Source organism: Pseudarthrobacter sp. HLT1-3 (assembly GCF_059383535.1).
On record NZ_JBWZCJ010000036.1, the window covers coordinates 1 to 24,492 of the forward strand.

General features: G+C 65.9%; 16 protein-coding genes, 1 tRNA gene and 1 pseudogene. 14 read left to right on the forward strand and 4 right to left on the reverse strand.

What is annotated here, in order from left to right; all coding sequences use genetic code 11:
- Window positions 1-750 precede the first annotated feature (750 nt).
- Window positions 751-2,436, reverse strand: a complete 1,686-nt coding sequence (locus AC50X9_RS19905) for a family 16 glycosylhydrolase (protein WP_494896539.1) — start codon at window positions 2,434-2,436, stop codon at window positions 751-753.
- 58 nt (window positions 2,437-2,494) lie between these two features.
- On the opposite strand from AC50X9_RS19905, the pseudogene AC50X9_RS19910 reads away from it, so the two are divergent.
- A pseudogene (locus AC50X9_RS19910) lies at window positions 2,495-2,632 on the forward strand (IS701 family transposase); the annotation flags it as partial.
- A gap of 900 nt (window positions 2,633-3,532) precedes the next feature.
- Here the strand turns inward: AC50X9_RS19910 and AC50X9_RS19915 are convergent.
- The 3 genes from AC50X9_RS19915 to AC50X9_RS19925 all read right to left on the reverse strand — a co-directional run bounded on the left by AC50X9_RS19915 (window position 3,533) and on the right by AC50X9_RS19925 (window position 6,013).
- Window positions 3,533-3,608: transfer RNA gene (locus AC50X9_RS19915), tRNA-Lys, on the reverse strand.
- A 117-nt stretch (window positions 3,609-3,725) separates the two neighbouring features.
- Window positions 3,726-4,883 carry a PQQ-dependent sugar dehydrogenase gene (locus tag AC50X9_RS19920; protein ID WP_494896541.1) on the reverse strand — a complete coding sequence of 386 codons (1,158 nt, stop codon included), beginning with the start codon at window positions 4,881-4,883 and terminating at the stop codon, window positions 3,726-3,728.
- Window positions 4,884-4,990: 107 nt separating this feature from the next.
- A complete protein-coding gene (locus tag AC50X9_RS19925) occupies window positions 4,991-6,013 on the reverse strand; it encodes a sunset domain-containing protein (RefSeq protein ID WP_494896543.1) in 1,023 nt (340 codons plus the stop codon).
- Between the two features lie 103 nt (window positions 6,014-6,116).
- Here AC50X9_RS19925 and AC50X9_RS19930 point away from each other — a divergent pair, with 103 nt between their 5' ends.
- The 13 genes from AC50X9_RS19930 to AC50X9_RS19990 all read left to right on the forward strand — a co-directional run bounded on the left by AC50X9_RS19930 (window position 6,117) and on the right by AC50X9_RS19990 (window position 24,277).
- Window positions 6,117-7,055 (forward strand): LysR family transcriptional regulator, encoded by a 939-nt coding sequence (locus AC50X9_RS19930; protein WP_494896545.1) that lies wholly within the window; start codon window positions 6,117-6,119, stop codon window positions 7,053-7,055.
- Window positions 7,056-7,184: 129 nt separating this feature from the next.
- Window positions 7,185-8,906 (forward strand): dihydroxy-acid dehydratase, encoded by a 1,722-nt coding sequence (ilvD, locus tag AC50X9_RS19935; protein ID WP_494896547.1) that lies wholly within the window; start codon window positions 7,185-7,187, stop codon window positions 8,904-8,906.
- Window positions 8,907-9,358: 452 nt separating this feature from the next.
- Window positions 9,359-11,257, forward strand: coding sequence for an acetolactate synthase large subunit (locus tag AC50X9_RS19940; RefSeq protein ID WP_494896549.1), 1,899 nt, complete (start codon window positions 9,359-9,361; stop codon window positions 11,255-11,257).
- A 2-nt stretch (window positions 11,258-11,259) separates the two neighbouring features.
- Window positions 11,260-11,772, forward strand: coding sequence for an acetolactate synthase small subunit (ilvN, locus tag AC50X9_RS19945; RefSeq protein WP_494896551.1), 513 nt, complete (start codon window positions 11,260-11,262; stop codon window positions 11,770-11,772).
- A gap of 81 nt (window positions 11,773-11,853) precedes the next feature.
- Window positions 11,854-12,879 (forward strand): ketol-acid reductoisomerase, encoded by a 1,026-nt coding sequence (gene ilvC, locus AC50X9_RS19950; protein ID WP_354350005.1) that lies wholly within the window; start codon window positions 11,854-11,856, stop codon window positions 12,877-12,879.
- Between the two features lie 117 nt (window positions 12,880-12,996).
- Window positions 12,997-14,592, forward strand: a complete 1,596-nt coding sequence (serA, locus tag AC50X9_RS19955; RefSeq protein WP_494896553.1) for a phosphoglycerate dehydrogenase — start codon at window positions 12,997-12,999, stop codon at window positions 14,590-14,592.
- A gap of 204 nt (window positions 14,593-14,796) precedes the next feature.
- Entirely contained in the window at window positions 14,797-17,586 is a 2,790-nt protein-coding gene (locus AC50X9_RS19960; RefSeq protein WP_494896555.1) for an ABC transporter permease, read from the forward strand.
- On the forward strand, window positions 17,583-18,350 hold the full coding sequence (locus AC50X9_RS19965) for an ABC transporter ATP-binding protein (protein WP_494896557.1): 768 nt from the start codon (window positions 17,583-17,585) through the stop codon (window positions 18,348-18,350). The genes AC50X9_RS19960 and AC50X9_RS19965 overlap by 4 nt, the downstream gene beginning before the upstream one ends.
- 9 nt (window positions 18,351-18,359) lie before the next feature.
- The gene (metG, locus tag AC50X9_RS19970; protein WP_494896558.1) at window positions 18,360-19,919 is read left to right on the forward strand and encodes a methionine--tRNA ligase; all 1,560 of its coding nucleotides are present in this window, start codon (window positions 18,360-18,362) and stop codon (window positions 19,917-19,919) included.
- 447 nt (window positions 19,920-20,366) lie between these two features.
- Window positions 20,367-21,032 (forward strand): hypothetical protein, encoded by a 666-nt coding sequence (locus AC50X9_RS19975; protein WP_494896560.1) that lies wholly within the window; start codon window positions 20,367-20,369, stop codon window positions 21,030-21,032.
- A gap of 89 nt (window positions 21,033-21,121) precedes the next feature.
- Entirely contained in the window at window positions 21,122-21,886 is a 765-nt protein-coding gene (locus AC50X9_RS19980; protein WP_494896562.1) for a class F sortase, read from the forward strand.
- A gap of 88 nt (window positions 21,887-21,974) precedes the next feature.
- Window positions 21,975-23,027 (forward strand): 3-isopropylmalate dehydrogenase, encoded by a 1,053-nt coding sequence (locus tag AC50X9_RS19985; protein ID WP_494896564.1) that lies wholly within the window; start codon window positions 21,975-21,977, stop codon window positions 23,025-23,027.
- Window positions 23,028-23,164: 137 nt separating this feature from the next.
- Complete coding sequence (locus AC50X9_RS19990) at window positions 23,165-24,277, forward strand: branched-chain amino acid aminotransferase (protein ID WP_494896566.1); 1,113 nt, start codon at window positions 23,165-23,167, stop codon at window positions 24,275-24,277.
- Window positions 24,278-24,492: the final 215 nt, after the last annotated feature.

Genomic DNA, 24,492 nt, shown 5'->3' on the forward strand with positions numbered 1-24,492 from the left:
CCTCTTCCTTCCACGCGTGCTCGGACTCCTCGCATGAACCGCGCCGCGCAGTGGCGGCTCCTCAGCGACCTCCACCTGGGCGTGTCCGACGACGACCCCCGGCACCCCGGCAGCGCGCTGGACGAGTTCCTGCACCGCGAGGTGGCATGCAATGCCTGCTCTCGATTACCAATTGGGACCCGGACGCTGTGCGGGATGACCTGTTCGCCTATGTCAACCGCCATTTGGGCGGTCCCGGCGGGATCCTGATGATCAACGAGACGGGATCACTAAGAAGCCCGGCGGCCCAGTATCCGGGCACCGCGGGCAGGTGGGAGAACTGCCCGATCGGGGTGTTCCTGACGTACTGCGCCCCGGCCGGGCGCACCTTGATGGATCGAGTACTTTACCGGGCCTTCGCCTCTAAGCGTGGTTGGCTGTTTTCTTCCGGTACGGGCGGTGGCCTCCGGCCGCGAGCAGGGTCCTGATTCTGCAACTCTGGAAGTTGCGGAAGCCGCGGGCAATCCAGCGGGTCGTTTCGATCACGCCGTTGATGAGACCTCGGTGGGGCCGTTCGAGGCGCCAGCTTGCTACCAGGAGCGCAGGCTCCGGCCCTTCGCGACCTGCGGACATCGGACAGGACGGTCGGGACTTCGGTGGGTAGCTCACGGCCCCTCTCCGGCCTGCACGTCAACCTGCCTGTGGTCGCCGCCGGGCATGGTGACGGTCTCAATGTCAGTGCCCGAACGCGCGGTGATCGGAACCGAGGAATTAGCCCTGGCTTCGAGACCCGCTGTCAGTCTGCATTCCGCCAGAAACGGGACGGAATTCCCACGTATAAGAGCCGTCAGCTTTGAGGCTCATCCGGAGGTGACCCCACGTGTCGCCAAACTTCCGCTGCACGTAGGAGGGGTTGCTGGTGAACTCCCGGAGGCCGATTCCACCAGTAGACACCTGAAATTGTTGCATCCCGTCCGGGACGCACTGGTCCTCGTTGTTAATCGGGCAGGTCCGCTCATAATTGTGCTGTGAACCGGACAGCAACACACGGACACGGTTCGTCCAGAACACGTCTATCCATGGCTTCGCCTTAGAGAAGCGGGTATGGCCCGACGTGTTGCTGGTGAAATACGGATCATGTTGGATAACCGCCAGATGCTTTCCAGCGGCCTTCGCCGCTTTCAGGTCGGCATCCATCTCCGAGGTCATCGCCTGCGCCCGCGAAGAGTTATAACGCCATGCGGCCGACGGCGCTACAAGAATATGCCAGTTGCCCTTGTCGAACGAGTACCATTCCAGGGCGTCCTGGAACCGTCCCAGATCGGAGCTCGTCGCGCTCTTCTCCGTGGACACGCACTGCCCATCCATGTACCGGTCAACGTCACTCCGGCCGGGTTCAACATCATGATTCGGCCCAGCGGTCCAGTACGTCTTGGCCTTAGCCGGACCCCACAACTGGTCGTAAGCCTCGAGCGCGGAACAGGTGCCCTTGTCATACTGGAAATCGCCCAACGCCAGGAAGTTATCCAGCGAACCGTCGTTGAGACCGTCGATGATGCTAGCCGCGTTCTTACCACTGTGCGACGAGGCCGATGTATTACCCTCAGGGTTCATATCTCCGGTGGCGGCGAACTCAAACGACTCACCGGATGGCGGCGGCGGGGGAGGGGCTGCCGCATAGACGCGAACCCAATCCACTCGCATCTCGCCAGCGCCGTCAGGAGTGCTGTCCGGGAACCAGTCCAGTTGTAGCGTCTGGTGCATCGGACCGGGAGGCTGGTGCGCGGGGTCGTTGTCCTCAAACCACTTCACCCCATCGATGTAGCCGACGATCCCATTCGGAGACCAGTCAACCGCGTAGTTGTGGAACTGCGTGACGTCCAGGGCCTTGGTCGCCGACGTCGCCGAATTCAAACATGAATAGTGGTGGAAGAACTTGATGAAGTTCCAGTCACCAGATGTCTCCGCATAGTCAACTTCGCCGTCACACGGCCAATTCCTACTATCCGGCCACAGGAGCGCCACCATGTGGTACTCATTGTCACCCGAACCCGCCGCGCGGACCTCCCACCGGCCGTACTTCTGGTTTGCAAACTTCGCGCTCATTCCAGCGGTCGTACCGTCCGGTGTTCCAGTCATGACCATTTTGGAACCGTCTACGGTGACCTGCTGGGGACTTCGAATGCCATTCCCCGCGTGCCCGGCGCTGTTATACACGGACCACTTCGCGGCGTCCGGTGCCCCGGTATAGTTGAACTCGTCGCCAGCGATCGGCGTGCCCCAGTTCAGATCTGTCGCGGCCGAGCCTGTCGGTGTCGTGGGCGTAGGAGGCGTCGGCGTGGCTAATGCTGATGTGGTGGCCGGCGCCGCCGTCGTTATTTCCGGTTGAGGTGAAGGCCCCCAGCAGCCGGCCAGTAAGACTGCCGCCACCCCAAGGGCGAACATTTGTTTACGCATACGTCAGATGATAAGGGCTCCCGCGGCGAGGATGCCTGTGTGACCGCTCCCAGGCGCCTCAGCCGGACTCGAACGCCACTATTCTGGCACCGCGGGCCGGGTGGAGAACTGTCAGATCGGGGTGCGCACCTTGCTGGACCGGGAGCTCTACCTGTCCATAACCTGGGCAGATGACCGGGAAGGACGCACCCGGGCCTGGATCCCCAAAAACCAGGGAATTCACCACGTAAACCGGTGCTGGCCGCGGACATGACGGGGCAGGAGCTCCTTCCGCCAGGAGCTCGGCCGGGACGGCCTCGTGGAAAACCCCTTTCCGCACCGACGGACGGACCGTACTGCGGCACGGCGCCGGGAACCGGGACCTGCGCGCATATTCCCCGGCAGGCCCGGTGAGCGCCTCTCAGAGCCCCTCCGAGGGTCCTCCGGGCATAAGAGCGGCCGACGGAGGATCGAAAGACAGTCAGAAGGCCGTCCGCGACCTCCTGAAAGTGGCCGATGCTGACCCCCGTTACCCCGTACGTCCTCAGGCACACCACCGCCATGCGGATGCTCGCCGCGGGCATCGACTCCGGGACCATTTCCTCTGGCTGGGCCACGAATCCACTGAATCGACCCAGGCGCAGCATAACTATGGCTCAATCTGGTCCAATGGCTGGATTCTCCACCTTAGGGGCCCCCGGGGAGCCGGCAGCGACGTCCGGGGCATTCGGCACGTGCCGCCCAGGCCGTGCGGCCTTTTGGGAGTATGTAGGGGCCACCGGCACACCGTTTGGAGAACTGATCCCTTTGGGACCCTGAGAGGCTGTTGGTGCCTGCGGTCAAGCCACTGACTTCCGCCAGGCATCGACGTCGGCCGAACCTGGCGGCCGCCTCCGTTTCTGTGTTGTTCAAAGATTTTGGCGGCACCGGATGGGGAGGGCTCCGAGTCGGCATCTAGAGAGGATGCCGAGGTTGGTCTGGGCCGGCTTGCAGTAGCCCTAGCACTTCAGACGGTCCGGCCGGGACAAATGGCCCGTATATGATCCCTCGCGGGATTTGCGGGCAAAACAAAACCCCGCCCTCATGGCCAGCGGCCAATAAAGACGGGGTCTATTTGTGGTGCACCCCCCGGGACTCGAACCCGGAACCCATTGATTAAGAGTCAATTGCTCTGCCAGTTGAGCTAGAGGTGCATCTGTTGTTTTCATTCTTCGCGGTCTTTTTGTTCCCGCGTTGTTCTCCGCAACGACATGAAACTCTACACGAGTTTGGGCGAAGCGTGAAATCGGGCGGACCGGTACTCGTCGCCACTACACCGGCAGCTCCAAAACCAGCACAGAATCAGGGTTTTTGTTGTTATTGAGCACCCACAGGCGGCCGTCCGGCGCCAGCGAAACGTCCCTGATCCTCCCGTACAGCCGTGTGAAATGGCCCACAGGTTCCCCGGCGAATTCACCGTTCAAGGGAACCTCCCACAACCTCTGGCCGCGCAGCGCGCCAAGGTAGGCCGTGTCACCGACAATTTCGAGCCCGCTCGGAGATGAATCAGCCGTCGACGGCCACACCACCTTCGCGTCCAGTAAGCCGGCGCGGTGCGGGGCGCCCGTGACCTCCGGCCAGCCATAGTTGCCTCCCGGCACGATCAGGTTGAGTTCGTCGTCGACGTCGGGGCCGAATTCGCTCGCCCACAGCCGGCCGGCGCTGTCCCAGGCGAGTCCCTGGACGTTGCGGTGGCCAAGACTGTACACCGGGTTGCCCTCGTAGGGATTGCCCGGCGCGGGGAGCCCGTCCGCGGTGAGGCGCAGGATCTTTCCGCCCAAGGCGTTCGGGTCCTGCGGCTGGCCGCGGCGCTGCGAATCGCCGGTGCCGACGTAGAGGTTGCCGTCCGGCCCGAACCGGATCCGCCCGCCGTTGTGAGTGGATGCCTTGGGGATTCCGGTGAAGATGACCTGCGCGGCTCCCAGCCGCAACGTCCCGGCGCTGTCCTCAAGGCGCAGCCGCGCGATCCGGTTGTCGCTGGCGGAGGTGAAGTAGGCGTAGAGGTACCGGTCACTCGCGAAGTCAGGCGACAGGGCCAGGCCCAACAGCCCGCCTTCGCCGCCGGGTACGACGTCGGGCACCTTGCCAAGCGTGCCGGCCCGTCGGTTGCCTGATCCGGGTGCGATGGTCCGGAGCCAGGCGGTCTCGCGTTCGGAAATAACGGCGGTGCCGTCGGGCAGGAAGACCGTGGACCAGGGCACCTGCAGCTCGGCGTCGATCTTTCGGGCAACCGTTGGCCGGTCCACGCCCGTCCGGGTCCCGGACGCGCTGGAGGCCGCCGGGCTGGAGGCGGCGGGGCCACTGCCGGCCGGGGACGAAGTGGCGCCAGGAGAGGTGCCGCTGGACACCCCGCCCCCGTCGCCGGAGGTGCAGCCGCTCAGCAGGATCGCGACGGTGGCCCCCAGGACCGTCCACGGGCGCGCGCCCAAGGACCGCCCTGGCGACGGCAAAGGGCTGGGAGCGGTTGCTTCGCCGCGCACCGCCGTTGTCGGCATCATCCGCCCTCCGGCTTCCTCCCGACAGCCCGTACCGAGGGCTACTGCCGTGTCCGTCGCGGCGGGCGGAAGCCCGCAGCCTCGGCGTGGGCCGCGGACAGGAACCAGACTTCGGCGCGGGTTTCCTCGAAGGAGGGGCTCGTCTCGTCGTGATAGACCATCGAGGAAGCGTTGCCCTTGACCGAGAAGCCTTCCGGTCCGCTGCCGTCAGCGGCCGGTGCAGCCGATCCTTCGCCATACGGCTGGTCGACGGCGAGGTGTCCGGCGGGTTCGGCCGCATGGCCCACAGCGGTTTCGGACGCCGCCGAAGACATTGTGGTCTCCCGCGTGTCCTCCCCGGCGAGGGTGGCATCGGCCAGTTCCTGCGACGGCAGCGGTTCCTGAGCCGGTGGCGTGGACGGCGCGGCGGTCCGGCCTTCTCCGGTCCTCCCGTCGAGGCCGGTCCCACTCGTGGACTCACGCTCAGTTACAACCTCAGCCTCAGCCTCAGCCTCGGCGGCGGCGGACTCGGCGCCGGGAAGCGTCGGGGCGTGTGGCTCGGTGTATTCAGGGTGGTGCACCGGGGCAGCCGCCGACCCTGCCCCGGCCGTGAGGTCTTCCTTTACGTGGTCGCCATGGGCGCCGTGAACCGGCTCCGGGTGGAGGGCGGTATGCGGTTCAGCCGGCGGCGTCTCGGACCACTGGGTTTCCCATTCCGGGTTTCCCGCGGCAACGGCCGCATCGGCGCCGCGCGAAGGTGCGGCGGCGGGCAGCGCGTCATCCGCGGTGGCAGTGCGGTCCGGTCCGCGGTCCGGTTCGGACTCGGGTTCGGCCTGGCTGAATCCTGCCGCCCCGGGCATTCCGGTCACGGCGGCAGCCGACGCGGAAGCGGCGGCCCCGCCGCCGGAAAGTGCGCCCCGGTGGCCGGCTTCGGGGTCGGCGTCATGCACGTGCGGAGGGGCGGACTTGCCGGCCGTCCCGGTCCCGGCGGGGCCAGAGCTGCCGCGGGAGCTGTTGCGGTTTAGCAGCCACCAGACGACGGCGACAATCGCCACGATGACAACGAGCCAGATGATCCAATCCATAGCAGAGCCTTTCAGTCCGTAGGGCAAGGTTGCCGTTGCTTGACGGTACGTCTGCCTGAAGGGGGCTGTCCAGCTTCCCCCCGCCGCCCTGTAGCCTCTCTTCATGGATTTCAAGAGACTCCGGATTCTCCGGGAGCTGGCCGACCGCGGCACAGTCGGCGCCACGGCGGAAGCAATGAACGTGACGCCCTCTGCCGTCTCGCAGCAGCTCAAGACTCTCCAGGAGGAGCTGGGAGTTGTCCTGGTCAGGAAATCAGGCAGGGGAGTACGCCTCACCGAGGCCGGACTCGCAATGGCGGGTGCCGCCGCGGAGGTGTCCACCGCGATGGCCCGCGCGGAAGCCACCATCGACACCTACCGGCGCGGCCGGCAGACGCATGTCAGGGCGGCGTTTTTCCCCAGTGCCGCCGAGATGTTCCTCCCCGGCCTGCTGCACCGCGTCAAGGCCATCGAGGGTCTCCGCTTCGAGGCGCACTTTGAGGATCCCAATGTGGCAGGATTCGCGGGTCTGACGGCCGACTACGATATCGTGCTGGCGCACAGCGTCGACGGACCCGATGTCTTTGCCAGGCAGGGGCTGACGGTCGTGCCACTCCTGGACGAGCCCCTCGACGTCGCGATCCCCGAAGGCCATGCGCTCGTGGGCATGACAACGCTGCGGGCTGAAGACGTGATCGGGTTCCCCTGGATGGGCGTGCCCGAGGGGTTCCCCTTCGACACTGTGCTTCGCCAGATCGAAGTGCAGGCCGATTCCCCGGCGGTCCGGGCCCAGACCTTCCCCGACCTGCGGGTCCTCGAGGCCCTGGTCAGCGCCGGGCACGGGCTTAGCCTGCTGCCGCGCTACACGGCCCTGAAAAACCAGGGACGGGGTTTCGTCCTGCGACCGCTGGCGGGAGTCAAGGCGAGCCGCAGCATCGTCGCACTGGCCCGTCCGGACGTTGCCGCGCGGACCACCATCCAGCAGGTTCTGGCCCTGCTCAAAGCCGAGGCTCAGTCCGTTGCCGAGGCCCCGGAACTGCGTGACGCCGCTCACCTTAATTAAGCCGTTGCGACCGCAAATGTCCATTAGATGAGATGGGTGTCCACTATTTGGCTGAAACATTCCCGGTTTTCCGCTTAATGCGCCCGTCCGGGTCGTTGGGCCCCGTGGGGGAGCCCTAGACTTTGACCCATGAGTGAGGACACCCAGACAGCGACAGAGACCAAACCGGACATCAAGCCCCGCAGTCGGGTCGTAACCGATGGCATCCACGCCGCACCGTCGCGCGGGATGCTTCGGGCGGTCGGCATGGGCGACGACGACTTCGCCAAGCCGCAAATTGGCGTGGCCAGCTCGTGGAACGAAATCACTCCCTGCAACCTTTCGCTGAACCGGCTCGCCCAGGGCGCCAAGGAAGGCGTCTTCGCCGCCGGCGGCTTCCCGATGCAGTTCGGGACCATCTCCGTCTCCGACGGCATCTCCATGGGACACGAGGGCATGCACTTCTCGCTGGTGTCCCGCGAAGTCATCGCCGACTCGGTGGAAACCGTGATGCAGGCGGAACGCATCGACGGCTCGGTGCTGCTGGCCGGCTGCGACAAATCACTGCCCGGCATGCTGATGGCAGCTGCCCGGCTGGACCTGGCTTCAGTCTTCCTCTACGCCGGCTCGATCATGCCGGGCTGGGTCAAGCTCGAGGACGGCTCCGAAAAGGAAGTCACCCTGATCGACGCCTTCGAAGCCGTGGGTGCCTGCGCCGCCGGGAAGATGAGTCGCGGGGACCTGGACCGCATTGAAAAGGCCATCTGCCCCGGCGAAGGTGCATGCGGCGGGATGTACACCGCCAACACCATGGCCTGCATCGGTGAGGCGCTGGGCATGTCCCTGCCCGGCTCCGCCGCACCGCCCTCCGCGGACCGCCGCCGCGACGTCTTCGCGCACAAGTCCGGGGAGGCCGTCGTCAACCTGCTCCGCCTCGGCATCACGGCCCGAGACATCCTGACCAAGAAGGCCTTCGAGAACGCCATCGCCGTGACCATGGCCTTCGGCGGCTCCACCAATGCCGTGCTGCACCTGCTGGCCATCGCCCGGGAAGCGGAGGTAGACCTGAGTCTAGAAGACTTCAACCGCATCGGCGACAAGATCCCGCACCTGGGCGACCTCAAGCCGTTCGGCCGTTATGTGATGACCGACGTCGACAAGATCGGCGGCGTGCCCGTCATCATGCGTGCACTGCTCGACGCCGGCCTGCTGCACGGCGACTGCCTCACCGTCACCGGCAAGACCGTCGCGGAGAACCTCGCGGCGATCAACCCGCCGGACCTGGACGGCAAGATCCTCCGGGCCATGGACAACCCCATCCACAAGACTGGCGGCATCACGATCCTGCACGGCACGATGGCTCCCGAGGGTGCCGTCGTAAAGAGCGCAGGCTTCGACGCCGACGTCTTTGAAGGCACCGCCCGCGTGTTCGAACGCGAACAGGGTGCCCTGGATGCGCTCGACAAGGGCCAGATCAAGGCCGGCGACGTCGTCGTCATCCGCTACGAGGGCCCCAAGGGCGGACCGGGCATGCGCGAAATGCTCGCCATCACCGGTGCCATCAAGGGTGCGGGCCTGGGCAAGGATGTGCTGCTGCTGACCGACGGCCGCTTCTCCGGCGGAACCACCGGCCTCTGCATCGGCCACGTTGCCCCGGAAGCTGCCGACGGCGGCCCGATCGCCTTCGTTCAGGACGGGGACCGGATCCGCGTGGACATCGCCGCCCGCAGCTTCGACCTCCTGGTCGACGAGGCGGACCTCGAAGCCCGCAAGGTCGGCTGGAAGCCGCTTCCGGCCAAGTTCACCAAGGGAGTGCTCGCCAAATACGCCAAACTCGTGCACAGCGCCTCCACCGGCGCATACTGCGGGTGATTCTCTAAGCGTGGGTGACCAGGCTTAACAAGGGAGGCTCCGAGGGGCCCCAAGCGAACGGCGTCCGCGCCGTCCGTTTGGGGTAGGAGACTTCCGCCCTCAGTCGAAGGCTGCCGGGCCACCGGCGGAGGGCAGAGATCAACCAGTGGACAATGAGGTCCACATCGTGAGACAGGGGTCGGGCTCGTTGACACCCGTCTCACAAAGAGGGAAAACTGAACGCATGATCGCATTCGTTACCAGCTGCGCTGCTGCAGATGCAGCCGTCGTCCTTACCAAGCGCGTGGCTCCATAGCCCGACTGGTAACGAACCGTCACGCGCAAACCCCTCGAAGAGCCTTCGGCTGAGGGGTTTTTTTATTTCCGCACCACCGGCAACACCAGCAACACGTACTACGAGCAGTTCCACGATCACCGAAGATCCACCCGTAGATCCACAAAGGAAGAGTCCGATGAGCAAAGGATCGCCGATCAGCCCCTCGCTGATGGCCACCAAGTCCGCTGGAGCCTCCAAGGCTTCGGAACGCGCCGATCGCCCGGCCGATGCTGGCGTCGACACTGCTGCCGTCTCTCCTGTCCTTGGACCGAACAACGTCGTACCCCCGACGGTGATGACCGGTTCACAAGCAATTGTCCGCTCGCTCGAAGAACTCGGCGTGGATGATATTTTTGGTTTGCCCGGTGGCGCGATCCTGCCCACCTATGACCCCTTGATGGCTTCCCGAATGAACCACATTCTGGTCCGTCACGAACAGGGAGCCGGCCACGCCGCGCAAGGCTACGCCATGGTCACCGGTCGGGTTGGCGTCTGCATCGCCACCTCGGGTCCGGGTGCCACCAACCTCGTTACCGCCATCATGGATGCCCACATGGACTCCGTGCCGATGGTGGCCATCACCGGCCAGGTCGCCAGCGGAGTCATCGGCACCGATGCCTTCCAGGAGGCGGACATCGTGGGCATCACGATGCCGATCACGAAGCACTCCTTCCTGGTCACCGATCCCAACGACATCCCGCACGTGATGGCGGAGGCGTTCCACCTTGCCTCGACCGGCCGCCCGGGTCCCGTCCTGGTGGACGTCGCCAAGGACGCCCAGCAGGGTCAGATGACCTTCTCCTGGCCGCCCAAGATCGATCTGCCGGGCTACCACCCCGTGCTCCGGGGCCACAACAAGCAGGTCCGCGAAGCCGCCCGGCTCATCGCGGCGTCCAGCAAGCCCGTGCTCTACGTGGGCGGCGGCGTCGTCAAGGCGCATGCCTCGGCGGAACTGCTGGAGCTGGCGGAACTCTCCGGCGCTCCGGTGGTCACCACGCTGATGGCCCGCGGCGTGTTCCCGGACTCGCACCCGCAGCACGTCGGCATGCCCGGCATGCACGGCACGGTCTCGGCCGTCACCGCCCTGCAGCAGTCGGACCTGCTGATCACGCTCGGGGCCCGCTTCGACGACCGGGTGACCGGTGTGCTGAAATCATTCGCCCCGAACGCCAAGGTCATCCACGCGGACATCGACCCGGCCGAGATCTCCAAGAACCGCACCGCCGATGTGCCGATCGTGGGCTCGGTCAAGGAAATCATTCCGGAACTCAGCGAGGCCCTGCGCGCCCTGTTCGCCGTCTCCGGCAAGCCCGACTACACCAACTGGTGGACCTTCCTGAACAACCTCAAGGAGACCTACCCGCTGGGCTGGACCGAGCCGGACGACGGACTCAGCGCCCCGCAGCGTGTGATCGAACGCATCGGCGCCCTCACCGGTCCCGAAGGCGTGTACGTCGCCGGCGTGGGTCAGCACCAGATGTGGGCCTCGCAGTTCATCAAGTACGAACGCCCGCACGCCTGGCTGAACTCCGGCGGCGCCGGCACCATGGGCTACGCCGTGCCGGCCGCCATGGGCGCGAAGGTGGGCAACCCGGACCGCGTGGTATGGGCCATCGACGGCGACGGCTGCTTCCAGATGACCAACCAGGAACTGGCCACCTGCGCGATCAACAAGATCCCGATCAAGGTTGCGATCATCAACAACTCCTCGCTGGGCATGGTGCGGCAGTGGCAGACGCTCTTCTACGAGGGCCGATACTCCAACACCGACCTCAACACCGGCCACGACACCGTCCGGATCCCGGACTTCGTCAAGCTCGCGGAAGCTTACGGCTGCGCGTCCTTCCGCTGCGACCGCGATGAGGACATCGACGCCACCATCCAGAAGGCCCTGGAAATCAACGACCGCCCCGTGGTCATTGACTTCGTCGTGAGCCCCAACTCCATGGTGTGGCCGATGGTCCCCGCCGGGGTCAGCAACGACCAGATCCAGGTTGCCCGCAATATGACCCCGGAATGGGAAGAGGAGGACTGAACATGACCCGCCACACACTGTCCGTTCTGGTCGAAGACAAGCCCGGTGTGCTGACCCGCGTCGCCAGCCTCTTCGCCCGCCGGGCCTTCAACATCAACTCCCTGGCCGTCGGCCCGACGGAAGTACCGGGAATGTCCCGGATGACCGTCGTCGTCGACGCCGACGGTGAGCTGATCGAACAGATCACCAAGCAGCTGAACAAGCTGATCAACGTGATCAAGATCGTCGAGCTCACCGCCGAATCCTCCGTACAGCGTGACCACATCCTGGTCAAGGTACGGGCGGATGCCGCCACGCGGCTGCAGGTCACCCAGGCTGCAGACCTGTTCCGCGCATCGGTGGTCGACGTCTCCACAGAGTCCGTGGTCATCGAGGCAACGGGCCATCCCGAAAAGCTCACAGCGCTGCTCTCCGTGCTCGAGCCTTTTGGCGTACGCGAAATCGTGCAGTCCGGCACCCTGGCCGTCGGGCGGGGATCCCGCTCCATGAGCGACCGGGCCCTACGCAGCGCCTAGACAGCCGCAGCACCACACCAGCTTTAGACCAGTTTCACCGACAAGCACCACCCAAGAATCCACTTAAAAGGAGACACCCCAGTGACTGAAATGTTCTACGACGACGACGCCGACCTGTCGATCATCCAGGGCCGCACCGTCGCCGTCATCGGTTACGGCTCCCAGGGCCACGCCCACGCCCTCAGCCTGCGCGATTCCGGCGTTGACGTCCGCGTCGGCCTCAAGGAAGGCTCCAAGTCCCGCGCCAAGGCCGAGGCCGAGGGCCTGCGCGTCCTGAACGTCGCGGACGCCGTCGCCGAAGCCGACCTGATCATGGTCCTCACCCCGGACCAGGTCCAGCGCCACGTCTACGCCGAGGACATCGCCCCGAACCTGCAGCCGGGCGACGCCCTGTTCTTCGGCCACGGCTTCAACATCCGCTACGGCTACATCAAGCCCCCGGCAGACGTCGACGTCGCCCTCGTTGCCCCCAAGGGCCCGGGCCACATCGTCCGCCGCGAGTTCGAGGCAGGCCGCGGCGTGCCCGACCTGATCGCCGTCGAGCAGAACCCGTCCGGCAAGGCCAAGGAACTGGCACTGTCCTACGCCAAGGCCATCGGCGGGACCCGCGCCGGTGTCATCGAGACCACCTTCACCGAAGAGACCGAAACCGACCTCTTCGGCGAGCAGGCAGTCCTCTGCGGCGGCGCCTCCCAGCTGATCCAGTACGGTTTCGAGGTCCTCACCGAAGCCGGCTACAAGCCCGAGGTCGCCTACTTCGAGGTGCTGCACGAGCTCAAGCTCATCGTGGACCTCATGGTTGAGGGCGGCATCGCCAAACAGCGCTGGAGCGTCTCGGACACCGCGGAGTACGGCGACTACGTCTCCGGCCCGCGGGTTATCACCCCGGACGTGAAGGAAAACATGAAGGCTGTCCTGGCGGACATCCAGGACGGCACCTTCGCCAAGCGCTTCATCGACGACCAGGACGCCGGAGCCCCCGAGTTCAAGGCGCTGCGCAAAAAGGGTGAGGACCACCCGATCGAGGCCACCGGCCGCGAACTGCGCAAGCTGTTCTCCTGGATCAAGAACGAAGACGACTACACCGAAGGCTCAGTGGCCCGCTAAGCACTGACCGGCAGGGAAGCCGGACACCTACTGGGGGTCCGGCTTCCCTGCTTTTATGCAGCACCACCGTTTCACCAAAATCCCCACCTGAATACAAGAGAGCTAAAGAGGTCACCGGTGACTAGCACCAAACCTGTAGTACTCCTCGCTGAGGAACTTTCGCCCGCCACGATCGAGGCCCTTGGCCCGGACTTTGAAATCCGGCAGACCGACGGCGCCGACCGTTCCCAGCTGCTCTCTGCGATCGCCGACGTCGACGCGATCCTGGTCCGTTCCGCCACCCAGCTGGACGCCGAAGCCATCGCCGCCGCGAAAAACCTCAAGGTGATCGCCCGTGCCGGCGTCGGCCTCGACAACGTCGACATCAAGGCCGCCACGCAGGCGGGTGTCATGGTGGTCAACGCCCCCACCTCGAACATCGTCTCCGCCGCCGAACTCACCGTTGGCCACATCCTCAGCCTTGCCCGCCACATCCCGCAGGCCAGCGCCGCGCTGAAGGACGGGGAGTGGAAACGCTCCAAGTACACCGGCATCGAACTCTACGAGAAGAAGATCGGCATCATCGGCCTGGGCCGGATCGGCGCCCTCGTCGCCGCCCGCCTGAAGGGTTTCGACACCAAGATCCTCGCCTACGATCCCTACATCACCTCCGCCCGCGCCGCCCAGCTCGGCGTCCAGTTGGTGACCCTCGATGAGCTGCTCGCGCAGTCTGACTTCATCAGCATCCACATGCCCAAGACGCCGGAGACCGTCGGCATGCTCGGCGCCGAGTCCTTCAAGAAGATGAAGCGCACCGCGTACGTCGTCAACGTCGCCCGCGGCGGCCTCGTCGATGAGGAAGCCCTGTACGCTGCCCTGGAGTCCGGTGAAATCGCCGGTGCCGGCGTCGACGTCTTCGTCAAGGAGCCCAGCACCGACCTGCCGTTCTTCAAGCTCGACAACGTCGTTGTCACCCCGCACCTGGGCGCGTCCACGGACGAGGCGCAGGAAAAGGCCGGTGTCTCGGTCGCGAAGTCCGTCCGCCTGGCCCTGGCCGGGGAACTGGTTCCCGACGCGGTCAACGTCGCCGGCGGCGTGATCGCCCCGGACGTCCGCCCGGGCATTCCGCTGATGGAAAAGCTGGGCCGCATCTTCACCGCGATGACCCACGCCTCTCTGACCCAGTTCGACGTCGAGGTCGCCGGGGAAATCGCTTCCCTCGACGTCAAGGTGCTCGAGCTCGCGGCACTCAAGGGCATCTTCGCGGACATCGTGACCGAGCAGGTCTCGTATGTCAACGCCCCCGTGATCGCCGAGCAGCGCGGCATCAACGTCCGGCTCATCACCACACCGGACACCGAGTCCTACCGCAACGTCCTGACCCTGCGCGGCGCGCTCAGCGACGGCACGCAGATCTCCGTCGCCGGAACCCTGACCGGACCCAAGCAGGTCCAGAAGCTCGTCGGGATCAACGGCTTCGAGGTGGAGATCCCGATCAGCGAACACCTCGTGGTCGTGGCCTACTCGGACCGCCCCGGGGTGATCGGCACCATCGGACACATCCTCGGCATGAACAACATCAACATCGCCGGCATGCAGGTGGCGCGGCAGGACGAGGGCGGCCAGGTGCTCGCCCTGCTGACCATCGACAGCTCTGTCCCGCAGCAGGTCCTGGACGCCATCAAGGCCGGAATCGGCGCTGACATGGTGCGCGAGGTCGACCTCGAGGACTGAGGTCCTCACGGTGGACACCGGCGGCGGCTCAGACCGCCGCCGGTGTCCGCGAACCCATGGCCGGTCTGCGTACAATGGCTACGTCCGAATTTCGGATCCGGCCGGCAGCCCGGCCTTACTTTTTGCACACCCGGCAGGGGACGCCTTCACTTCCGTACGGAATGAACTTTGGTGTGCGCACGCAATCCAGCTTTCAGGAGCCCAATGAACGCCGTCCAGAGGTTCATCAGAAGCCGAGTGCTTCTGCTGACCGCGTCCATTTTGATCGCGGCCATGTGCCTGTCGGTCCTCGTCCAGGGTCAGTCGCAGGCCGCCTTGAACCGCACGGTCGACCAGAACTCCCGGGGCCTCTACGACATCCTCGTCCAGGCAACGGCCGATGACAACGGCGGGCTCATGCAGCCGGACATCGCCACCGGCCAGGGCGGCATCAGCTTCGACCAGCTGGACGCGCTCCGGAAGCTCTCCGGCACCTCCGTGGCGGCCCCGATCAGCCTGGTCTCCCGCGTCACCCAGAACCTGGAGTCCCCGCGCCTGGAAGCCACCGACTACCTCGGGTTCAATGCCGGCCTCGCCGGCACCGCCGGTGACCCCACCGCGACGGATCCGAGCAAATGGCCGGCCGCGGAGTCGGTCCTGTCCGATACGCCCAAACAGTACCGGCTCACCGCCAGCGCCGTCAGCTCCGACGGCCGGTCCGACCAGACCCTGTTCAAGACCATGGCCGAAGGATCACTCGGCAAGGCGAAGCTCATCGAGGAGCAGGTCGCCGGCGGCAAGAACGTCCGCATCGCCGGACCGGACGGGGAGACCGGCATCAAATTCCCGGCCCCCGCCGGCGGCTCCGAGCACAACCTCTTCAACCTCTCCGTGTCCCTGCCGCTTGCGCCCCAGGTGACGGAGTCCGTCGTCGCCGTCGACCCCGTCTCCGAGCGTGCCCTGCTCGGGCCCGCCGGGGACTTCCTCGCCCCGCTGGAGAAGGCGCCGCCCGCAGACGCCCGCGACGCCGGCGCGATCGGCCGCCACTTCGAGAGCCTTTTCAGCACCGGCATCGGCATGGACGAACTGAAGGAAGGCCCCGATTTTCTCGGCGTCAAACTCAAGTACTGGGCCCCGCTGATGAGCCAGTACCAGCAGGCCAAGCGCAGCGGCCTGCTCACCGAAGACTCGCAGGCGATCCCGCTGATTGTCCGCACCGGCACGTCCCTTGACCTCAAGTACTCGGTCAAGATCGAGGAAATCGACGGCTCCGGCAACGTCACCAAGGACGTCGGGACCGTGACCCGCTCGCTGGACAAGGACTACCTCCCGTTCGTCTCCAAGTCCCCGTTCACGCTGGCCTGGCCCGGGTCCAAGGACCTTTCGCAGCTGCTCGGTGACACCGGAACCTTCAGCCAGGGCCTCTACAACCCGGCAACCTGGAGCACCGACTTCGCCTCCGCCCCGAAATACCAGGACGGGGAAACGGCAGGCAACGGCGCCGTGGACAAGACCGCCACCCCCGGCGACTGGGTCACCGTGAACCGCCTTCCGGAGAAAGCGGCCAACGGCACAGCTGTGGACCAGACCCAGCGCAAGCCGGTGGACGAGCGCGCCTACCGCGAGGACCTGCAGACCGGCAAGAAGCCCGCCACGCCGCTGGCCATGGTGTACGGCACCTTCGACGCCGGGACCGTCCAGGAGGCCGCCGGTGACGTCAACCGCCTGCCGCTGGGCGGCTACGATCCCACGCCGTTCACGCTCACCAAGGACGCGGCGGGCAAGGACGCCGGCAACACCGAGCTCAAGCCCTCGCTGAGCGCCACCGGCCTGGCCAGCCAGTCCGCCGGTGCCATCACCGACTATTACGGCCTGGCCGCCGCCCGCGGCTTCGAGGAAAACGCCTCCGTGATCGACGCCGTCCGCGTCCGGGCCAAGGTGCCCGGCAGCTGGAAGGAGGCACAGCCGGACGTGGAGAAGCTCGCCGACGAAATCCGCGACCTGGGCCTGCAGGCCACGGTTGTCGCCGGTTCCGCCCGCGAAGACGCCAGCATCTTCGTCCCGGGCTACTCCAAGGACGACGCCGGCAAGGAGTCCCCGCTCGGCACCGTCCAGCAGTCGTGGGTCCGCCAGGATGCCGCCGATGCTGTCTCCGGCTCCCTCACCGGCACCAACCTGACCCTGCTCTTCCTCACTCTCTGCGGTGCTGCCCTGCTGACCGGTGCATCGACCGTCAGCTACGTCCGCAAGCGCCGCACCGAGGCCGGAACCCTGCGGGCCATGGGCTGGACCCAGCGCCGGATCAGGCACTGGGTGCTTGCCGAATTCGGTGTCGGTGCCGCCCTGCTGGCCGTCGCCGGCGTAGTCCTCAGCCTGGTCAGCTGGAACCCGGCCACGGCGGTCGTCTCGGCCTCCGTGCTGGTGCTCTACGCGGGCGCTGCCGTCTTCGCCGCCCAGCAGCTGCGCCACCGGGAAATTGTGGACCAGGAACCGCAGCACGATGAACGGCTCATCGCCGTGGATTCCCCGCTGACCTTCGCCAACCGGCAGTTGAGCACCAACAAATTCAACACCGTTTCGCTGGCCGTTGCCGTCGGCGTCTTCGGCGCAGCAGTCGGGGGCATGGTCGCGCTGCTGATCGACATTCCCCGGGCTGCCGGAGCAAGCGCGCTCAGTGGCCTCGCGGCCACCAGCATTGCCGTGCCGAGCCTCACCCTTGGCGTGTCCGGGGTCGCCGTCGGCCTGCTGCTGACCATGGTCACCGGCCGCTTCGAGCTGCAGGCCAAGCGCCAGTACCTCGGCACGCTGCAGGCCATGGGCTGGAACCCGGACATGCTGGGCCAGGTCCGCTTCTTCGAAAATGCCATGGTGGGGATGTTCGCACTGCCGCTCGGCGTGCTCGGCGCCATCGGCATCGGCCTCCTCCTCGCCCCCTATGCCGCGCTCTGGGCCGCCGTCGCCGGGCTCGTGGCTGTACTTTGCTGGATTCCAATTGCAACGAAAGTGGTCCGATGAACAACGACCTGAACCTCGACCGTGAGGCTCACGACCGGATGACGGCGAGCACCCGCCGCGGCGGCCACAAGACGCGCGCCAACACGATCGTGAAGGCCACCGACCACGCCAGGCCGCTGGAACTGAGCAACATCACGATCCACTACGGCGGCGGCAAGGGAGGCGCCGAGGCCGTCAACGTGGTCGACGACTTCAACATGACGCTGCACGCCGGCGAGATGCACTGCGTCGCCGGCCGCAGCGGCTCGGGCAAGACCAGCATCCTGACCGTCGGCGCGGGCCTGACCCTGCCGACGTCGGGCCGGGTGTTCTGGGAAGGCGATTCCCTCGAAACCATGGGCGACGACGAAATCGCCGACCGCCGCCGCGCCCTGATCGGCTACGTCGACCAGGGCGGCGCCCTGATCGACGGGATGAGCGCGCTCGAAAACGTGCTGCTGCCCGCCGTTCCCGACGGCGAGGTGGACCAGCGCCGCGACATGGCCAAGGACCTCCTGGACCTCGTCGGCCTCGGCCGTCGCATGCGCCACCGGCCGGCCCAGCTCTCCGGCGGTGAACGCCAGCGCGTCGCGATCGCCCGGGCCCTGATCCTGGGTACCCGCGTCCTGGTGGTCGATGAGCCGACCGCCAGCCTGGACCGGGCCTCGGCCAACCGCATCATCAGCATCCTCAAGGACACGACCTCGGACGGCATCGCCGTCCTGGTGGCGTCACATGACCACGAACTTGTCCGCCAGAGCGATACCCTCACCGAACTGATTTAGGTTTAAACTGTGACAGCTTCCGAGAAGACCCCGTTCTACATCACGACGGCCATCAGTTACCCCAACGGTGTGCCGCACATCGGCCACGCCTACGAGGTCATCGCCACCGATGCGATGGCGCGCTTCAAGCGGCTGGACGGCTACGACGTCTTTTTCATGACCGGCACGGACGAGCACGGCCTGAAGATGCAGCAGACGGCGGAAAAGGAAGGCATTCCGGTCACGGAACTCGCCGACCGCAACTCCGGGGCGTTCCGGCAGATGAGCGATGACCTCGGCATCTCGCTGAGCCGCTTCATCCGCACCACCGACCCGGACCACTACGAGGCGGCCAAGGCGCTCTGGCAGCGGATGGAAGCCAACGGGGACATCTACCTCTCCAAGTACACCGGCTGGTATTCGGTCCGCGACGAGCGCTACTTCGTCGAGGACGAGACCGAGGTGCGGGCCGACGGCCTGCGCTACGCGTCCGAAACCGGCACCGAGGTGACCTGGACCGAGGAGGAGAGCTACTTCTTCAAGCTCGCTTCCTACCAGGACAGGCTGCTGGCCCTCTACGCGGACCATCCCTCCTTCGGCGCCCCGCACAACCGCTTCAACGAGGTCGTCAGCTTTGTCAAGGGCGGCCTCGAGGACCTGTCCATCAGCCGTACCTCCTTCGACTGGGGCGTTCCCGTCCCCGGCAACCCGGACCATGTGATGTACGTCTGGGTCGATGCGCTGACTAACTACCTGACCGGCGTCGGCTTCCCGGACACCGAATCCGAGTTGTTCCGGAAGTACTGGCCGGCGGACGTCCATGTGATCGGCAAGGACATCTCCCGCTTCCACGCTGTCTACTGGCCGGCGTTCCTGATGTCCGCAGGGCTCGAACTGCCCAGGCGCGTCATGATCCACGGCTTCCTGCACAACCAGGGGGTCAAGATGTCCAAGTCGCTCGGCAACGTGGTGGCACCGGCTGACTGGGTCGCCCAGTATGGCCTCGACCAGGTGCGTTTCTTCCTGCTCCGCGAGGTGCCGTTCGGTGCGGACGGCTCCTACAGCCACGACGCCATTGTGAGCCGGATGAATGCGGACCTCGCCAACAACTTCGGCAACCTGGCCCAGCGTTCGTTGTCCATGGTCCTGAAGAACTGCGACGGCGCCGTTCCCGTCCCCGCTGGTTTCAGCGCCGAGGACACCGCGCTGCTGGAACAGGCAAACGCGCTGTTGGAGATCTCCCGGGCCGCGTTTGAAAAGCAGGAGTTCAGCCGGGGCCTCGAGTCAATCTGGAACGTCCTGGGCGACACCAACGCGTACTTCGCCGAGCAAGCGCCCTGGGTGCTGCGGAAGACCGACGTCGAACGCATGAACACCGTCCTGTACGTCACCCTTGAGGTGCTCCGGATCGTCGCCATCCTTGCCCAGCCGGTGATGCCGACGGCAGCGGGGGCCATCCTGGAGACCCTCGGCCAGCCGGAGGGGGAAGCGCGCGACTTCGCGGCCCTGGGCACTCCGATCAAGGCCGGAACGGCGCTGCCGGCCCCGGCCCCGGTCTTTCCGAAGTACGAGGAACCGGCCGAGGCCTGACACCCTCGGCGTCTCCCGCCGGCGTCGACCGAAGCCGGCCGGTCGCCCGAAACACTCCTCCACCCTGACGAAGGGTGGGGGAGTGTTTTGCGTTGTGCTCGCGAGTGGTCCGGGAGCCCATCCGAGTAGTCTTTCCTGATCCGGGGGCCCGGCCTGCCCGCGGCGGCACAAACAGGTTACCAGCAGGTAGTCAGGCGACCCGTACTGAGTACCCCCACGTCAGAACGGGGTATTAGTCCATCGATTAGACGAGTACCAACTACTCAGGACGCCCGTAGGGTTGCCCGCCTAGCCTGAAAGAGCAAGCGAACTGAGGACACTGCTGGGGAGTAACTGTCACCTTTCAATTCGCTTTGGAGGTCTCGAATTTTTTCTTCTTGGGTCTCGATGATGGTTACTCCGCGCGGTCAAGCCAGGTATTTAACTGACGAGACGGAGCGACGGACAATGAGAAGAACAATTGCCACACTGGGGATAGTGGGACTGGGCCTTATGACCGCCACGGTCTCCGCCACCGCGGCACCCAAAGAAGATAAAGACGAGAAAACGATCACCATCTGCCACTCGACGAGCGCCGACGGAAACTCTTTCCTCAAGCAGACGATCAGCCTCAGCGCGCTGAATGGACACACGCGCGACACTCTGGACATCGTGCCCGCGAACGAAGGAACGGTCATGCCGCTGGGCCAGAACTGGACGGACGGCAGTCTCGCGTTCGTAAACAACAACTGCGCGGCTGTCGTTGTCCCCCCGGTGGACGAAACCCCTGATCCGGTGGATGAAACTCCGGACCCGGTTGATGAAACCCCGGATCCGGTGGATGAAACTCCGGGTGCAGTTACGCCGGACTCTGCCCTTCCGAAGCCGGCAGGAACCGTCGTGGTACCGAAGGCTGCAGTTCCGGCTCCGAAAGCCGTAGTTCCTGCTCCGAAGGCAGCAGCAGCCGCTGCCGCCAAGAAGACCAACGTCGGCTACAACGTCCAGACCGCAGTGGGACAGACCTCGGACACTGGCATCCCCGTGTGGCTGATGGCGCTGACCGGCGTTCTCACCGCGGGCGCGGCCACGGTGGTTTGGCAGGGCGGACGACGCGCCCGGAGCACCGAAAACTAAGTAGCAGTACAGGGGGCGGGTGCTGCCAGTAGCAGCACCCGCCCTCCGCTTTCTCCCTCTCCAGCACCGGCGCGTCAACAGGAGCATCCATGGGCAGGCACCGTCCGATCCACCGGCGACGAGTACCCGGTATCCGTGGCCTCGTGCTCAGGCCGAGGGACATGCTCATCCTGGCCGTCTGCGTGCTGGGCATCATCACCGCATGGGTGTTTTACGCAGCATCCGGTCCGGCCAACGGGCAGCCCGCCCACGGCCAGGAGTCGGCGGCGATCAAGTCCCTGCCCGGCATTTCTGCGGCACAGTCGACGTCGTCAGCCATCACTGACCCCGCCGGGAGCAGTAGCGGGCTGGTCCCGCTCGGGGACACGGCCCCGAGCGGGGTTCCGGAGTCCACACCCCAGGGCCCCGCGGCGTCCGTCCCGCAGCGGATCACCTACCCGGCGGCAGGCATGGACGTTGTGGTCCATCCCCTGGAACCGGCGGGCGGTGACGCTGAAAGCCGGAGCATCGTACCGCCGGAAACGATGGACGGCTACTGGCTTACCCCCTTTGGCACCCCCGGCGTAGGCTCTGAGAACACGACCTACGTCATCGGCCACAGCTGGGAGGGCCTGGACGCGCCGTTCAACCACTTGAGCTCGGCGGCCGTCCCGGGCGACACCCTCACCGTCGCCACGGAGACCGGAGTACTCAGTTACGTGGTGGAGTCGGTCACGACCTACACGAAGTCGACCCTGAAGGACAGTCCCGTCTGGGATGCCGTCCCCAACCGGCTGGTACTGATCAGCTGCTATACGGAGGATCCCTGGGGGAAGAACGTCGTGGTGGTCGCCACACCGGCCCGCGGCCCCTGATCCTCCTGGCGTCGGCAGCGGCCAGGCCGGCTGTTCGAATAATGAGACGAGTTGACCAGCATGTGGATCACTTAGCTACCCTGAAAGCATGAGCGCATCCACGATTGACCTTGCTGTTATTCCCGGCGACGGCATCGGCCCTGAGGTCACGGCCGAAGCCCTGAAGGTCCTTGAGAAGGCCGCCGCTGCCGAAGGCATCGTCCTGCAGCAGACGCACTACAAGCTGGGTGCCCAGCACTGGCTGGAAACGGGGGAGACCCTGCCGGAGGAAACCCTCGCTGACCTCCGCACCCGCGACGCCATCCTCTTTGGCGCAGTAGGCGCGGCCCCCGGCGACACCCGGATCCCCTCCGGCATCATCGAGCGCGAAATGTTGCTCAAGCTTCGCTTCCGGCTGGACCACTTCGTCAACCTTCGCCCGTCGCGGCTCTACCCGGGGGTAGCCAGCCCGCTGGCCAACCCCGGAGACATCGACTTCATCGTGGTCCGCGAAGGCACCGAGGGACCCTACGTGGGCAACGGCGGCACACTGCGCGCCGGCACGCCTCACGAGGTCGCCACCGAGGTCTCGCTCAACACCGCCCACGGTGTGGAACGCGTGGTCCGGGATGCCTTCCGCCGCGCCAACGACAGGCCCCGCAAGAAGCTCACGCTCGTGCACAAGCACAACGTCCTGGTCTTCGCCGGCCACCTCTGGAAGCGCACCGTGGAGGCCGTGGCCCAGGAGTTCCCGGAGGTCACCCACGACTACCTGCACATCGATGCCGCCACGATCTTTATGGTCACCGACCCGGCGCGCTTCGACGTGATCGTTACGGACAACCTCTTCGGCGACATCATCACCGACCTCGCCGCCGCGGTCACCGGCGGCATCGGCCTGGCCGCGTCCGGCAACATCAACATGGAACGCACGGCCCCGTCCATGTTCGAACCCGTGCACGGCTCAGCACCGGACATCGCGGGGCAACAGAAGGCGGATCCGACCGCGGCCATCCTCTCCGCCGCGCTCCTGCTGGACCACCTTGGCTACTCCGCCGCCGCACGCAAAATCGAAGCCGCCGTCGTTGCCGACGTCGCCGGCCGCGGCACCGCGGTCCGCAGCACGAGCGCCATCGGCGACGCCATCGCCGCCGCCCTGTAGGCGGCTCGATTGCGCGGAGCCGGTGCCGCGCGGGAGGGTCTGCCAACGGGCGTAAGCTTGTTTCGAATCACCAATATGCTGCCGTGGTACGCCGCTGAACCACGTTCACCCGCCAGGCAGCCGACCGTGGAGGAACCATGACTCAGACTGCCCATGGCGTCGAATTCACCCAGCAGCTCTCGGCAACCCCGAAGTCCGCTGAAGAACGTGCTGCCATCCTGGCGAACCCGGGGTTTGGCAACTATTTCACCGACCACACCGCCATCGTCGACTACAGCGTCGACGCCGAGGGCAAGGGAGGCTGGCACGATGCCCGTATTGAGGCCTACGGACCCATCTCGCTGGACCCGTCCGCTGCAGTGCTCCACTACGGTCAGGAAATCTTCGAAGGACTCAAGGCCTACCGGCACGCCGACGGATCCATCTGGACGTTCCGTCCCGAGGCCAACGCGGCCCGCCTGAACAGGTCCGCACGCCGGCTGGCGCTCCCCGAGCTCCCGGAGGAGTACTTTCTGGGCGCCATCCGCGAGCTCGTCTCGGTGGACAAGGAATGGGTGCCCTCCGGCCGCGGCGAAGCCCTCTACCTGCGGCCCTTTATGATCGCCACCGAGGCCTTCCTCGGCGTCCGCGCCGCCCGCGAGGTCTCCTTCCGCGTCATCGCTTCCCCGGCCGGAAACTACTTCGGCGGCGAACTCAAGCCGGTCTCCATCTGGATCTCCCGCGAATATGCCCGCGCCGGCCGTGGCGGCACCGGCGCCGCGAAATGCGGCGGCAACTACGCCGCCTCCCTGATCGCGCAGCAGGAAGCCGAGGCCCACGGCTGCAAGCAGGTGCTGTTCCTCGACCAGTTCAATGACAACGCCGTCGAAGAGCTGGGCGGCATGAACGTGTTCTTCGTGATGAAGGACGGCTCCCTGGCCACCCCCGCGCTGAGCGGAACCATCCTGGAGGGTATCACCCGGATGTCCGTCATCCAGGTGGCCAAGGACATGGGCCGCGAGGTCACCGAACGCAAGATCACGCTGGATGAATGGCGCGACGGTGTGGCCTCCGGTGACATCGCCGAGGTCTTCGCCTGCGGCACGGCCGCCGTGATCACCCCGATCGGTGTGCTCAAGGACGACACCGAGTTCATCGGTTCCGAGGACGCAAAGGCGGGGGAGACCACCATGGCCATCCGCGAGAAGCTGCTCGGCATCCAGACGGGCACCGTCGAGGACACCCACGGCTGGCTGACCCGCCTCGCCTGAGTGATTGGGCTTTAGCAACAGGCAGCGTCCGACGGCGGCCCCCACCCTACGGTGCGGGGCCGCCGTCGTCGTTCGCTGAGTTACGACCGGCCGCAAGGCCCTGGCCCTAAGCCCCTAGATGAGTAATTCCTATTGGTTGGGACGGTGGGGACGCTTTTAAAGTGAGGCGGAGAGTGTTAAACCCGGTATGTGAACCCCGAACTCAACACTCTCCT